Here is a 12,950-nt window from a genome sequence, read left to right as displayed (position 1 = left end):
TCCTAGTTAAATATTAAATTTAAATCCAATTCATACACATTAAGCCATGCTTCATACGGATAGACAGTAATTGGAATACAATCATAACCATTAGGGTAAATCACATTAGGTTCTAATTCATTTTCACTACAATATTTTCGTAGTGGTTGCCAAGTATAATTACTATTTAATTTAGTATTTACTTGTTTTAAACTAGCTCCTAATATACTTTCACCATTTCTTAGTTTTGCTTGTTCTTTCTGTTCTTGTAATGTGGTATTGGTTTCAATGAGTTGTTGTTTCTCTTGTTCTTTATGTATTAGTTGTTGTAGTGCTTCAATGTATGTAGTAGGTAATTTATTTTGGTTTTCTAATTCAAGCCATCTATCAACAATTTTCGCAGTTACTTCTGGTCGGATTTGAGCAACTACAATGATTGAATCCCTTTTGCCTTGTTCACCTATAAATTTATAATAATCAGTAACATAAGTTCTATTATTACCTTTGGTTTGTACGCACTGTGCCAATGGCGTAGTGCTGATAACTTCAGATTTAATCAATCTTTCAATACTTCGTTTAACATCGGCATGTCTTGAACCTATTAACTCTGCAATATCTAAACTGGTTATACAGATTTGGTTTAACAAACTAAGTTCATTCATAAATTAAACCCCTAAAAGTTTATAAATTTCATCAATCAATAAAGGAATAAGTTCATTGTTAATTCTTTTATATTCATCTGGATTTTTAATTACATCTTTATGTGGATTATCTGAATAATAACTACCACCACGACGAATAACTTCACTGTATGGACGCAATGCGTAAATAGTCATAACATATTCACAAAATAACCATAAATCTTTATCTTGTAATATAAACTCACTAAAATAATTTTTTATATTTTCATATAGATTATTTTTACCTAATGAATTTAAATGTGTATGCAAGCTACCATTACCAATATAACCAAATCCCCAATACCAATCACAATCCCAAGATGGTCTGTAAAAGTAGATTGGTTCATTCTCTTGGTTTTTACCAATTAATATCTTTTCTGGATAATCTCTTAAAAGTTTCATAATATTTAGCCTAAAAAAACCACAATACCGCACGAAGTGCGGTTATATAATCAATGAACCATCATTAATATATCTATCTTTTTGTTTACAGATACTAAATGCAGGACAGTATTTACAAGCAGTTACTTGACCTTTTACTTCTTTAACTAAACCAATAGAACCATCTTTAACAAAATGATTATATGCGTCAGATGAATTATCATAATTCTTAGTGCTTCTTGAACTGTTAGGATTTTTATAATATTTATATACTGTAGGTTTACGCCATAAATCTAAATCAGTACATTCTGGTATGTCTTCTTCATTGGCTTGTGAGTACAATCTTATTTGGTTTAATTTATTAGAAATATAGTTTTCTGTTTCAGATAAATTAAGTAATGGAATGGATTGAGTTAATACTCTGTTATTTGGATAATCTTTATTTTTAATGCTTTCAACTTTACTCCAATCTGTGAATATATAATGAATATTCATTACATCTTTAGTAATAATATCTGGTGCAAGCCAACGATAAATACTTCCTTGTAATTTATATTTCTCTACATTGGATTGGTTTAAATAGTTATATACACTGGTACTTTTAAAATCTTGTACCCTACCTTCTGCTACAAAATCATATTTACCTGATACTTTAAATCCATTTAATTCTTTATACACTCTTTGCTCCATATAAATAGGGATAGAATGCTCTGTAAGCTCGTTTAAGCTAGGGTTAATGACAATCCTATCAATTATACTATCTGAATATCCTAACGCTTGTAGAGCTTGTTTAGGCTCTTTCCAAGCATTTTCTATAGCACTATGAATAGCACTACCCATTCTGGCTGAAACCAATGAACTAATATCAATAAGATTATCTTGCACTCTTTGAGATAGGATAATTTGTTTAATTGGTTTTAATAGTGTTGTAGCACTGATAGAATTATGTTTATCATAATCATTGGTTGCTAAAAAGACAGCTAAAGCTAAAGGTATATTGTGATTATTTGTGTATATCATAATTATTACTCCAAAATAAAAAAAAAAGCTATTCTAAACCTAGAATAGCTTTCTGTATATTAAATATATTTAACTATTTTCTAACTCTCTTTGAATATACCAAATAGCTTTTTGTAAATCTTCTTTTTTGGTTTCTGGGTTCTTTAATCCAGCTCTCCAAATATATTTAATAGCATTACCTAAACAAAAATTAAAGTGTTCAGTAATTTGAATACACTCAATACCTGATGGATGTGATTTATAGTGATTTGGGTTAATATTACTCATTTATTTACTCACATAAAAATATTCTTTTAATTTACTAGGAACATGTATATCTTTAATCCAGTGTAAACACTCTTCTTCATTTTTACAATACTTAATACCTACTTGGTTTGAATGTAGGTTTCTGTAATTAGTTTGTTTATCACGGATAATATATTCATGTGTTGGGCTTACTACTAATAATGAACCATCATGCTGTCTAAATTGTTTTAAAGGTTTTAATATGTATTTCATAGTACTTTAATCCTAAAATAACTTTCATATAGGTTAATAAGGTTATCAGTATCTTCTACATCATTCAATGAATTTCTTGCCAATACCTTTAATAACTGTGTTAATTCTTCTTTAGTTAATTTTTCTTCAGGAATATACTCTGTAATTTCAGTATCTTTATCTTGGTTTACTAAAACAATATCTATTTTATATTGTCTTGGTTTTTTAAATATCTGAAATCTTTTTCTTGGATTAGCAAAGTCTTCAGTACCAAAAGAAGTACTATAAAATTCTTCTCTGGTTTCAGCACCTGCTAACGGGAATTGATAATATCCTTTGTATTTCATTTTAGATGTCTCGTTACGTAAATTTTAGCAATCCAGTTAAAACCAAATGGATATTTAGTAGGGTAATATATTCCATATTTAACAGCTATTTCACGCTCTAGTTTTACAAGAGTAAACCAACTCATAAAATCTATTGGAAAGTCGTCTAAAACCTGTAAATAAGCACTTCTTTCTATCAATAGTAAATCTAAATCACTTAGTTTTTCTTTAGTATCATTTATCTGTATCATAATCTATTTCTATAACCTTTTCACATTTAGCACAATAATAAAAGACAATACCGAAGTCTTGTCTTTTATATTCATGTTTACAAAATAATTGTTTAAACCAAATAAATATATTATGTATTTTAAACATGTTATACACCTTTGGTTAATGCTCTCCAAGAGATAGGAAATAATGGTTCTATGATGTCTTCTACCATATAAGCCAAGTTTCTAATTTCTTTTTGTGCATGTTTATCTGTTCTAAGTTTATAAAACCTTGCAAAAGCTAATAAAGAACCAGTCCAAATCCATTCAGTTAAAGCACCTTGTGGTAATATAAATCTAGCTTGTTCTGGTGCAATACCTAAACCACCTTCATTTACTGGTTTAACCATGAGATTGTACATATCTATTGCTTTATTACATACACCTCTATACATTGACTGAATGGCTTCTTGTGTATAACTAGAGTATTCTGTTTTAATTTTTTTACCATCAATAAAATCAAAAGAATAAGGTTCTACAATAGTGATTTCTTCACCACTACCTTGTTTCATGTTCTTTGAAGGTGCAGTACGAAACGTTGGTACAAACACTTTAGGTGTTGTTTTAATATAACGCCGTGAACATTCATTTTCAACAAAACCAATCTTATGCTTAAAACACTGTGTTCTAATGCTTATTGGTGCTTCTACACGCACTGTAATTGCTGTATGTGCAAAAGGTATTTCATGCTTATGTTTAGCAAGATATTGGATTAATTTAGTGTTTTCTTCATCTATATAGTTTTTAGCTTGCTTTGCGAATGAAACTCTTGCACTATCTACAACAGAGTTATCATTTCCCATGTGGTCTATATAAGTTACGTTCATTCTTTATTCTCCAAACCTGTAATAACATTCTCGGTACAATATAAAATCTTACTAACTGGTACAAGCTCGTATTCAACTAAGTAACCCTTATCATTAAATACATAGCCTGTAACCATCATCTTTTCATTGCTATAGAATACTTTAACAATATCCCCTATTTGATAAAGAGCTTTAATGTTCATAGTTACTCCATTGAGTGTAATCTAATAATATCGCTTGGTTTATGTCCATCATATTCTGGGGCTTTATCCAGTTCTTTTACTTTAAACATATCCCAATAGTCTATATGATAGTGGTATGTGTAATTACCTTGTGGTGTTGTGATACCAACGATGAAATAATCATCATACATTGTATTATCATGGTGTAATTTAGATTTCCAACTTAACTCTTTATTTTGATTACAGATAACTGCAAATAAGTGCATTCTGTGTTCATATAATTCATTAAATGTATGATAACCATCAGATATACTACCAGAGTCTTCTGGTAGTATGTCTAATACAGCTTGTGCTTTCTCAATAAACCAGTAACGATTACTGAGTAATTTATCAACAGCAATCCAATTAACTGAACCTTTACCTGCTAAGTTACTTATGTATTTACATGGGTTTATTAGTGGGTATAGAGACTCTTTTATCTGTTCTAGGGTAGATTTCATTAATCTAATTCCTTATATTTAAATATTTCATATGCTTGTTTGCATTGGTTTAGTTTATCGGTATAGCTTAAATCAACATACCTATTATTAGCCATACATTGATTAATAAACTGTGTATCAGCTAATGCTAATGTTATTAAAGCTACTGATAAAATAATCCAAAACATAATAATTACACCAATGAGTATATTAATTCCATTCATTAAATATTCCCATTAAGTAATCTTTTATTCAGAGTTTGTAAAGCACTTGCATGATTATATGCACTGTTTTCTGTAAGATGTACAACGTTTTGCTCTACTCTATTGAAATCACTAACACTACCTTGCCAAATATAATTATTAATTAATTCTGGTCTGCTTAAATCTACAGTAAAGTAAATTAAACCCTTTTTCAATTTTTGAGCATCTTTTTTAGAGATTGGTTGTGTAAAACAATACATACCCCAAGTTACTTTTCTAGTGCGATATAAGTCATCAATAGACCAAGTAGGGTGTTGGGTTAGATTAATCCAATCACCTTCCCTTTTCTTTTGCACTTGCCATGTTAGGTATGGTTTATCTGTGTGTAAAGCATCTTCTGCATACAACGCCATTAATTCTGCATGTGGGTGTTTCATAATAAATATACTCCGATTACTAATCCAAAGATAAAATTAAGTAAATTAGATACTATAAATAATACTACCGTAGATTTTGAAATAGTCATTCATAATCACCTAATAAAATATTGTCATCATTAATATAACTAATAATTTGTTTATGTGTCTTATTATCAAATGGATAACCATAATTCCAATAATATCCACTTGTACTTACAAAAACAGTATTACCCCTAGAATCTGTTTGAACTTTTTTTATTAGAGTACTTTTATTCATATCACTGAATTTTAATGGTAGTGAATCTACCATACAAGGTACACAACTGTGTCCTAACTCCAACATACGTTTAACAATATCATAAGGTGTCATTGTACTCTTAAGAGTTTTTATCTTTTGGTCATTGGCTTTAATAGTTATTAATTGTCTTAATGTCATTGTATGTCTTAAAACAGAATAATAATAAGGATGTTCAATAAAAATATGAGTCATAGTTTCTTTTGACTCATATAAAAAAGTATCTTTAAACCAATCTTTAAAAACATACTTAGTTTCTAAACCATCAGGTAATAGGGATAAATCTTCTTTATTAACAAAATCTAGTAAATTCATAATTATACTCACAGTAAATGATTTATTTTATTTTATCAATGCCATACACATCTGCAAATTTCTGAGCGGTTATTCTATCCACGTTTTGTCTGCTGTGGTGGTTGGGGTAGTGGTTGCCAATGAGTGATGTGGTCATGATAAAAGTCAAAATGGCGAATACAAGATGAATAATTAACAACATCAAATTTTGGTAAATACTTACCATCGCATAGCACTTGGGTTTGGTAGTGGACAAGGTATTTGCCGTCTTTGTTTGGCAATTGCTCTTTGATGTCTGCCCAACCATCTAATTCATTCTCATCAGCTACCCAATCTTTGACATCATCAATTAGTGAGCTAATAACATAAGCTATTTCATATAATGAACCTTGAATGTCCCCATCATCAGTATTAAGTGTGGCTTCACATTCATGAGCAAAAGATGTTTGAGCAAGCCCATCAAGAAACATCTTGGTTAGGGTTAGGATATTGATTAATTTTGATTTATTCATACTACACTCCAATCTTTTCAAAATAAAACCGCTTGGCTTTTTTAGAAATTTCTTGATTAACTAATTTCTTTTCAAAGCCTTTGGCTGTGATAATATCGCTTTCTTCTCTAAGTACATCACTAACAACCCACTTAATAAAATCACCAGTATGTTTAATATCAGTAGGGATTTGCATTTCATTCATATATTCAATGCCTTGTTCAAGACGGTTTGATATAACCACTTGCTCTACAAACTCTTGGATATTAGCAACCATTACATTATCTAAATTGGACGATAGTTTGGCTTTACTGACTAAATGCTTCTCACCTTTAATCTTAAAGCGATACACAATATCATCATAATAAGCTGTAAACACTGCACCTTCACCGATACCTTTAACACCATGAAATGTACCGACAGGGCATTCATTTTCAATCACTAGGGCAATGTCTTGTAAGATTGGGATGTATTCGTCTGCACGATTTAAATCAATATTAATTTGTTGGTGTGGGAATTGAAGAATTGAGTAAATATTCTGTTGGGGATAATCAAATAAATCTGACTTTGTTAAATTAAAATATTCTAATTTATCAGCGTCAGTAAAACCAATCACGCTAAATATATAAAATGATTTTGGTGTTTGAGATACTGCTACATTCTTTTGAATGTTCTCTCCTGTAAACTCACCATAAATAATAAATTTATCCATAAAACCAAAAGCACTAAATAATTTAGTGACGATTTCTTTAAAGCAATCAGCACGCTCTGCAACCCATTTATCAAAACCATTGTTATCATTAACTGGGTCAAGTAAACGGTTACGGCTTTGAGTGCGAATAGTACCATCTTTAAATAAAATAACACCACCATTTGTGCCGTGAATCTTCACAGTCTGTAAAAATCCAATAGTAGGTAGTAACTTGGTCTCGTCATAGATTGCTTTACCGTTTTCATCTTTACCTACAAACTGAATACGCTCTGTTAGTTCTTTAACAGTATGACGATATTGCTTAATACTTGGGAATTTTTCAAACATTAATGTTCTCCATTAGGGTCTAAACAAATAATTGATTTAAATCTACTTGATATACATCGTCCCATGCTTGGGTTGGGTATACTCGTACACAGATACTGTCATATCCATTAGGGTAAATGGTTTCAGGAAATACATCATTATCATCACACCATTGTTGTAAGGGCTTCCAATGATAGTTGGTGTTTAACTTATTATTAACTTGTTTTAAACTTGCTCCATAAATGGATTTACCATTTTCAAGTTTTGCACATTCTTTTTGATGTGTTAAATGTTGTTTGGTTTGTTCATGAGCTTCTATTTCAGCCACATAGGCTTTTAAGGCTTCTAATTTGGTCTGAGGCAGTAAAGCAACAACTTGTTTAGTTTGTTCTAACTCTTGCCAACGCTTAATAATTGCCATACGAAGTTTAGCGTTATAACCAGCTACTAAGCAAAGGCAAGTATCCTTATCCAGTAGATATTCTGTTTGTTGGCGATTTTGGGTATCTAAATAGATATGAGCAAATTTGTTCACATCTAATTCTAACTGTTCTGACATAACACTAATATCGCGTTTAACATCAGAATGGCGTTTATTACACAATACAGCAATCTCACGACTAGACATTACTTGTTTTTGACTTGCTTGGTTTATTGCTATATTAATAGCTGTATCTACCATATAGGTATTCATAATATTTTCCTTGTACAAAAAAAAATACCCATAAAGGGTATTTATAAATATTTTAATACTACGACACTGTTTTTATTAATTCTAATTGTTCAATCATTTTATTAATATGTTTTTTGACAGCTTTTTTATTCTGGATTTCAAAGCATTTTTCTTGGTTTATTTTACAAATAATTGTATCAATATTACTACTATCTATATTTAATAATTCACTAAGATACAACACTTGTTCAAAATATTCAGATAAAATGTAATTCATAGTATTCTCTAAAAATAATTTGGACTAGCAATAAGATGTAATAACATTAATCCTACTGCACCTAAATATAATATTACATCAAAGCCAATCCCCTTTAGTATCTAAACCAAGATGTAATCCAGTATCATTAATTGGAATTATTTGTTTAATTCCATAATCTTTTGCTTTATCTAAATCTTCTAACATCTGTTTAAAATCTTTTAGTAGTTGTTCATCAGGTAACTCTAAAATATCTTTAATAGATTTATCTCTATATAGTGGGTACATATTACCTCCAGTTAGTTAAGAAAGTTTGTTTAAAAATTATTTATCTTTATCATTGGATTGCTTTTATGATAAAGATAAATAAAGCTCTGTATCGTAGAGCTTAAACGGTAATTGCCTAAAAGGAACGTACTTATCAATTACTGCTATGGTTTTCACCTACTCATAGCTTAGGTTTTATGCCACTTAAAACATATTTTTCAAAACAAGCACCAAACCGCACGAAGTGCGGATATGGTGATAAATATTCTATCATTTTAAAATAATGGAAACAATCATGACTATTAAACCAAAACCAACTGTTGAAGATTACTTATCTAAATTAGATAGAAATACTCCATATCAAACTTTAGATAGTAATTATATAGAGCAACAAGAAGCCAGTATTAATTATAGACCTGAAGTAAGGTTAAGAAACTTAGTAAATCGTGGAATACCTACTGAATTACCAGATGATTTGGTAGAAAGAGGTGTTAATAGGGTTATCAATAGAGATAAACTCATGGAGATTATTGGTGTTGTTAAACCTAATGAAGTTACTATAGACCTTAGTAATGTTCAAGCTAGTATTAATAAACTAGGTGAACGTATAGAAAATAATGCTAATAGCATTAGAAATTCTATAAGAGATTTAGGTATCTTAAAACAAAATACAGATACACATAAACAATCAATAACTGCTCTTGAAGTAAGTAAAAATCAACTGTCTGCATCTATCTCACAGATTAATACAACTATCATAGAGAACAATGAAGCTGTTTCACAACAATTAAATGAAGTTAAAGCTCAAGTAGGAAAGTCTATTCTTGCTAAGATTAGTGAAGTTAGACAAACAATCGCTAATAGTAACCAAGCACAAGCAACTAGAATAGCTGATTTAGAAAGTCAGTTAGGTAATGCTAAAGGTAAGATAAGTACGTTAGAGCAAGTAGATACTACCTTACAAGGTACTTTATCCACTAAGATAAACCAAGTTAAATCAGAGCTTAATCAAAGCCAATTAACAGCTATTAGTAAAGTAAATCAAGAAATACAAACTAAATCTAATTTATTAGAAACTGCTACACATAAGATAAATGTATTAGAGAGTAACTACAATAATACTTTAAGTAAGATTACTCAATTAGAAAGAACTATTAGTAATAACAGAGAAGCATTAGCACAGCAAGTAAACGTATTACAGACTGGTTTAGGTAATATTAGTGTTGGTGGTAGAAACCTTATACTAGATAGTGATAGAACACTTACAGTAAGTGCAAATGAAGCCAGTAGAACTAATGAGCTATATTCTTTATCCTTTGACCCTATAGACTATTTCTGGACTAGCTTACATGTTTTAACACTATCTTTTGATGTTGATTCTGATGGTTTTACTTTAAATAATAATTCTTTTGTTGGTTTAGAATTAAAAGTTACTTTCCTTGATAATTCTGTTGGTTTCATTCCAGCTACACTTACTGAATACTTTAAAGGTAGGTTTTATAAAACAATAACCCCTGCTAAGACGTTTAAAGCTGTAAATCACATTAAACTTATAGTAAAAAATATTCAGACAAACCAACCAATTAAACTAAGTAAACCTAAACTAGAGTTAGGTAATGTAGCTACTGCTTGGACACCTGCTTATGAAGATGTTATATCTAAGTCTAATGCAAAACTAGAAGAGTTTAAACAAGTACACAGTACAGAAAATGCTAACTTAGCTCAAAAGCTATCAACATTAAAAGCTACTTTAGAGAATAACCAAGCAGAACTTAGACGTGTTGAAAATACTTTAACAACTAAAACAGAATCACTTAGTCAAAGTAATACAACACTTTCTGCAAGTTTTAATGCTTTAACAGCTAAATTAAACTGGACTAAGCATACAACACCAGTAAATCTAAATACATTAATTGCTACAGGTAATCATTACTTACAAGCAAGTAGTAATCCTACAGCACCAATTAATCAAGGTGGTTTATATGTTATGGTTAATGGTGTGGATACTAACACAGTTACCCAAACACTTTGGCAAAGTAATACACCTAATATTCGTTATACACGAACTAAAACAAATACTGTTTGGAGTAATTGGGAAAAGTCATTAACTAATCAAGAAATTAATGCGTTAGTTAATGAAGAAAAACAAGCAAGAGCTACAGCAGATAGTGCTACAGCACAAAAACTTACAGAATTAGAAGCCAAACAAATCAATGATAAAAATGATATAACTGCTAAGATTACTGCATTACAACAAGTAGATACAGATACAACTAAATCCATTAGTACAGTTAAATTGGAATTAACTAATCAGTTTAATACTGGTTTGAGCAGTGCTAATAGTAATATTAATAATTTAAGTAATTCGTTATCTAATCACGAACAAGCATTAACAACTAAATTGGCTGAATTAACATCTGCATATAAATCAGCAGATAATGCTGTTAAACAAGAAGCCAATAGTAAAATAACTAGCTTAACACAGACACTAAACAATAAAGAGCAATCATTGGCTCAACAGATTAATGCTTTAACAGCTAGCTATAGACAAGTAGATGATAAAGTAAATACAAATAAAAGAATTTCAGATAGTGCTTTAACTACTGAACAGCAGGCTAGAATTAATGCAGATAATGCGTTATCAGAACGTTTAACACGTTTAAATAGCGATTTCTCAACAGCAAATAGCACTACATCAGGTAAGTTAAACCAGATAGAAAGAACGGTATCTGATGTTAATTCTGCTTTATCTTTAGCTAAAACTGAATTGAATAGCAAGTTTAGTAATTTGAGTGTTGGTGGTCGTAATTTACTTTTACAAACCTCTGAACCAAAGTTAGGTACAGGACAAACATCTTGGTATTCGTTTTTTGGCAATAACGTTAGTAATGCTATCAGTGAAGGGAATGAAATTAAAGTGCGACCTAATGGGGGTAGTCAATGGAAATCTGTTGCACAAAACTCAAAAGAGGGTACACAAGCTAATAAAAACACCAACCCAGTACTTAAAGAGTTACAAGCAGGTGATAAAGTTACAGTATCTTTTGATGCCTTTGCAAATACCACTACCGATATATTAGTCATCATTAGATGTTATCGCATAAGTGGAGGTTTTGTACAAACTAAAGCCACAGTACGTGTTAATACAAACTATCATCGTTATAGTGCTACACTTACTGTACCTGACCTAGATAACAAGGATTTTCTATCACTTATCCTTGAGTATGGTTCTATTGCTGATGTAAATTACAAGCATATAAAGCTAGAGCGTGGGAATGTAGCGACTGATTGGTCTCCTGCACCTGAAGACACTAATATTCTTATTGAATCTGTAGATGCTAGTTTAAATAGTTTTAAACAAACCCAAGCAACTAAAGATAATGCTAGTAGTCAAAAATTTACACAATTACAAGCTAGTCTGGATTCAGTGGATAATCGCACTAAATGGAAAGAGATTACTACTGTTACTGATTTAAATAATCTAAAAGAACAGGGTAATTATTTTATCAAACAAAGCAACAACCCTAATGCACCTGTAATAAATTGGGTTTATGTATCTGTAGATAAAGCCAATAATGCACGCATTAAGCAAACTGTGTGGGCAGATAATCATGCTTCTAACATATACACAAGACTTTGGACTGATAATAGATGGCTGGACTGGGAACAAACACCGTCATCATCTGATGTAGCTAATAAAGCCAGTGCAACAGCACTAAATGATTTAAAAACAACAGTAGATAGAGTAAATGGACGTATAACAACAGAAGCTACAAAAACCACTGAACTACAAACCAATCTTAATAATCAATCCAGTAAGATTACAGAACAAACAAAGTCTATAGATGGTATTAAAGCAGTTAAAGCCATTACTGTTGATAATAATGGTGTAATAAGTGGCTATGGGTTGATAAGCGAATTACAAAATGGTCGTATTACTAGTCGTTTTGGTATTAACGCTGACCAATTTTATATCGGCAATCCAAATAACAATAGAAAGCTATTTACTGTTTATACTACCCCACAAAATGTTAATGGAGTTAATGTTCCTGCTGGAACATACCTTAACAGTGCTTATATACAGAATGGGTCTATTGATGTAGCTAAAATAAACAAAGCAAGTATTGGTAACTTATCTGCATTATCAGCAAATATAGGTCATTTTAAATCAGCACAATCAGGTGCAAGACTTGAGATTAAAGATACAGTATTACTAGTTTATGACGCCAATAATACACTACGTGTGCGTTTAGGTTTATGGTGAGGAGAGTAATAAATGTCTGTTGGGTTAGAAGTATTTGATAATAACGGTAATAAAATTCTTGGTATGGACAAATCCGTATTAAGAATTACTAAAGTATTTAAAAATAAAGCTGAAATCAAACAGTTTTTATCTAATAATCCACAAAAAGCTAGATATTTATTAATATCA

At 30.4% G+C, this 12,950-nt stretch carries 19 protein-coding genes; 1 reads left to right on the top strand and 18 read right to left on the bottom strand.

Going from position 1 to position 12,950, the window contains the following annotated elements; all coding sequences use genetic code 11:
• Nucleotides 1–2: 2 nt before the first annotated feature.
• The 18 genes from ACZBKJ_RS02205 to ACZBKJ_RS02120 all read right to left on the bottom strand — a co-directional run bounded on the left by ACZBKJ_RS02205 (nt 3) and on the right by ACZBKJ_RS02120 (nt 8,539).
• Entirely contained in the window at nt 3–641 is a 639-nt protein-coding gene (locus ACZBKJ_RS02205; protein ID WP_463199290.1) for a Rha family transcriptional regulator, read from the bottom strand.
• A gap of 3 nt (nt 642–644) precedes the next feature.
• The gene (locus tag ACZBKJ_RS02200; protein ID WP_463199289.1) at nt 645–1,061 is read right to left on the bottom strand and encodes a hypothetical protein; all 417 of its coding nucleotides are present in this window, start codon (nt 1,059–1,061) and stop codon (nt 645–647) included.
• A gap of 42 nt (nt 1,062–1,103) precedes the next feature.
• Complete coding sequence (locus ACZBKJ_RS02195; protein WP_463199288.1) at nt 1,104–2,060, bottom strand: PD-(D/E)XK nuclease family protein; 957 nt, start codon at nt 2,058–2,060, stop codon at nt 1,104–1,106.
• 69 nt (nt 2,061–2,129) lie between these two features.
• The gene (locus tag ACZBKJ_RS02190; RefSeq protein ID WP_463199287.1) at nt 2,130–2,327 is read right to left on the bottom strand and encodes a DUF3310 domain-containing protein; all 198 of its coding nucleotides are present in this window, start codon (nt 2,325–2,327) and stop codon (nt 2,130–2,132) included.
• The gene (locus tag ACZBKJ_RS02185; protein ID WP_463199286.1) at nt 2,328–2,558 is read right to left on the bottom strand and encodes a hypothetical protein; all 231 of its coding nucleotides are present in this window, start codon (nt 2,556–2,558) and stop codon (nt 2,328–2,330) included.
• On the bottom strand, nt 2,555–2,884 hold the full coding sequence (locus ACZBKJ_RS02180) for a hypothetical protein (protein WP_463199285.1): 330 nt from the start codon (nt 2,882–2,884) through the stop codon (nt 2,555–2,557). The genes ACZBKJ_RS02185 and ACZBKJ_RS02180 overlap by 4 nt, the downstream gene beginning before the upstream one ends.
• On the bottom strand, nt 2,881–3,114 hold the full coding sequence (locus tag ACZBKJ_RS02175; RefSeq protein ID WP_463199284.1) for a hypothetical protein: 234 nt from the start codon (nt 3,112–3,114) through the stop codon (nt 2,881–2,883). The genes ACZBKJ_RS02180 and ACZBKJ_RS02175 overlap by 4 nt, the downstream gene beginning before the upstream one ends.
• Nucleotides 3,115–3,242: 128 nt before the next feature.
• Nucleotides 3,243–3,962, bottom strand: coding sequence for an FAD-dependent thymidylate synthase (thyX, locus tag ACZBKJ_RS02170; RefSeq protein ID WP_463199283.1), 720 nt, complete (start codon nt 3,960–3,962; stop codon nt 3,243–3,245).
• Nucleotides 3,959–4,144 carry a hypothetical protein gene (locus ACZBKJ_RS02165; protein WP_463199282.1) on the bottom strand — a complete coding sequence of 62 codons (186 nt, stop codon included), beginning with the start codon at nt 4,142–4,144 and terminating at the stop codon, nt 3,959–3,961. Before ACZBKJ_RS02165 ends, thyX begins: the two co-directional genes overlap by 4 nt.
• A 2-nt stretch (nt 4,145–4,146) precedes the next feature.
• Nucleotides 4,147–4,623: a WDGH domain-containing protein gene (locus ACZBKJ_RS02160; protein ID WP_463199281.1), complete on the bottom strand. Its 477-nt coding sequence runs from the start codon at nt 4,621–4,623 to the stop codon at nt 4,147–4,149.
• Entirely contained in the window at nt 4,623–4,826 is a 204-nt protein-coding gene (locus ACZBKJ_RS02155; RefSeq protein ID WP_463199280.1) for a hypothetical protein, read from the bottom strand. Before ACZBKJ_RS02155 ends, ACZBKJ_RS02160 begins: the two co-directional genes overlap by 1 nt.
• Nucleotides 4,826–5,242 (bottom strand): hypothetical protein, encoded by a 417-nt coding sequence (locus tag ACZBKJ_RS02150; protein WP_463199279.1) that lies wholly within the window; start codon nt 5,240–5,242, stop codon nt 4,826–4,828. The genes ACZBKJ_RS02155 and ACZBKJ_RS02150 overlap by 1 nt, the downstream gene beginning before the upstream one ends.
• An 85-nt stretch (nt 5,243–5,327) precedes the next feature.
• Nucleotides 5,328–5,834, bottom strand: a complete 507-nt coding sequence (locus ACZBKJ_RS02145; protein WP_463199278.1) for a hypothetical protein — start codon at nt 5,832–5,834, stop codon at nt 5,328–5,330.
• Between the two features lie 74 nt (nt 5,835–5,908).
• Nucleotides 5,909–6,325, bottom strand: coding sequence for a DUF551 domain-containing protein (locus ACZBKJ_RS02140; RefSeq protein ID WP_463199277.1), 417 nt, complete (start codon nt 6,323–6,325; stop codon nt 5,909–5,911).
• 1 nt (nt 6,326) lies between these two features.
• Nucleotides 6,327–7,343 carry an RNA ligase family protein gene (locus ACZBKJ_RS02135; protein WP_463199276.1) on the bottom strand — a complete coding sequence of 339 codons (1,017 nt, stop codon included), beginning with the start codon at nt 7,341–7,343 and terminating at the stop codon, nt 6,327–6,329.
• A 19-nt stretch (nt 7,344–7,362) separates the two neighbouring features.
• Nucleotides 7,363–8,016, bottom strand: coding sequence for a Rha family transcriptional regulator (locus tag ACZBKJ_RS02130; RefSeq protein WP_463199275.1), 654 nt, complete (start codon nt 8,014–8,016; stop codon nt 7,363–7,365).
• Nucleotides 8,017–8,074: 58 nt separating this feature from the next.
• On the bottom strand, nt 8,075–8,272 hold the full coding sequence (locus ACZBKJ_RS02125; RefSeq protein ID WP_463199274.1) for a hypothetical protein: 198 nt from the start codon (nt 8,270–8,272) through the stop codon (nt 8,075–8,077).
• A 78-nt stretch (nt 8,273–8,350) separates the two neighbouring features.
• Nucleotides 8,351–8,539 (bottom strand): hypothetical protein, encoded by a 189-nt coding sequence (locus tag ACZBKJ_RS02120; protein ID WP_463199273.1) that lies wholly within the window; start codon nt 8,537–8,539, stop codon nt 8,351–8,353.
• A gap of 274 nt (nt 8,540–8,813) precedes the next feature.
• Here ACZBKJ_RS02120 and ACZBKJ_RS02115 point away from each other — a divergent pair, with 274 nt between their 5' ends.
• On the top strand, nt 8,814–12,782 hold the full coding sequence (locus ACZBKJ_RS02115; protein ID WP_463199272.1) for a hypothetical protein: 3,969 nt from the start codon (nt 8,814–8,816) through the stop codon (nt 12,780–12,782).
• Nucleotides 12,783–12,950: the final 168 nt, after the last annotated feature.

The organism is Moraxella sp. I5G (assembly GCF_055193055.1).
Note: the sequence above shows the minus strand (reverse complement) of the source record. Positions and strands in the feature narration are given on the sequence as shown.

Bases quoted from the DNA above. Each gene is read 5' to 3' on its own strand.
- ACZBKJ_RS02145 (WP_463199278.1), bottom strand. From the start codon at position 5,834: ATGAATTTACTAGATTTTGTTAATAAAGAAGATTTATCCCTATTACCT.
- ACZBKJ_RS02190 (WP_463199287.1), bottom strand. From the start codon at position 2,327: ATGAGTAATATTAACCCAAATCACTATAAATCACATCCATCAGGTATT.
- ACZBKJ_RS02200 (WP_463199289.1), bottom strand. From the start codon at position 1,061: ATGAAACTTTTAAGAGATTATCCAGAAAAGATATTAATTGGTAAAAAC.
- ACZBKJ_RS02180 (WP_463199285.1), bottom strand. From the start codon at position 2,884: ATGAAATACAAAGGATATTATCAATTCCCGTTAGCAGGTGCTGAAACC.
- thyX (WP_463199283.1), bottom strand. From the start codon at position 3,962: ATGAACGTAACTTATATAGACCACATGGGAAATGATAACTCTGTTGTA.
- ACZBKJ_RS02195 (WP_463199288.1), bottom strand. From the start codon at position 2,060: ATGATATACACAAATAATCACAATATACCTTTAGCTTTAGCTGTCTTT.
- ACZBKJ_RS02130 (WP_463199275.1), bottom strand. From the start codon at position 8,016: ATGAATACCTATATGGTAGATACAGCTATTAATATAGCAATAAACCAA.
- ACZBKJ_RS02140 (WP_463199277.1), bottom strand. From the start codon at position 6,325: ATGAATAAATCAAAATTAATCAATATCCTAACCCTAACCAAGATGTTT.
- ACZBKJ_RS02205 (WP_463199290.1), bottom strand. From the start codon at position 641: ATGAATGAACTTAGTTTGTTAAACCAAATCTGTATAACCAGTTTAGAT.
- ACZBKJ_RS02175 (WP_463199284.1), bottom strand. From the start codon at position 3,114: ATGATACAGATAAATGATACTAAAGAAAAACTAAGTGATTTAGATTTA.
- ACZBKJ_RS02160 (WP_463199281.1), bottom strand. From the start codon at position 4,623: ATGAAATCTACCCTAGAACAGATAAAAGAGTCTCTATACCCACTAATA.
- ACZBKJ_RS02150 (WP_463199279.1), bottom strand. From the start codon at position 5,242: ATGAAACACCCACATGCAGAATTAATGGCGTTGTATGCAGAAGATGCT.
- ACZBKJ_RS02155 (WP_463199280.1), bottom strand. From the start codon at position 4,826: ATGAATGGAATTAATATACTCATTGGTGTAATTATTATGTTTTGGATT.
- ACZBKJ_RS02120 (WP_463199273.1), bottom strand. From the start codon at position 8,539: ATGTACCCACTATATAGAGATAAATCTATTAAAGATATTTTAGAGTTA.
- ACZBKJ_RS02135 (WP_463199276.1), bottom strand. From the start codon at position 7,343: ATGTTTGAAAAATTCCCAAGTATTAAGCAATATCGTCATACTGTTAAA.
- ACZBKJ_RS02185 (WP_463199286.1), bottom strand. From the start codon at position 2,558: ATGAAATACATATTAAAACCTTTAAAACAATTTAGACAGCATGATGGT.
- ACZBKJ_RS02115 (WP_463199272.1), top strand. From the start codon at position 8,814: ATGACTATTAAACCAAAACCAACTGTTGAAGATTACTTATCTAAATTA.
- ACZBKJ_RS02125 (WP_463199274.1), bottom strand. From the start codon at position 8,272: ATGAATTACATTTTATCTGAATATTTTGAACAAGTGTTGTATCTTAGT.
- ACZBKJ_RS02165 (WP_463199282.1), bottom strand. From the start codon at position 4,144: ATGAACATTAAAGCTCTTTATCAAATAGGGGATATTGTTAAAGTATTC.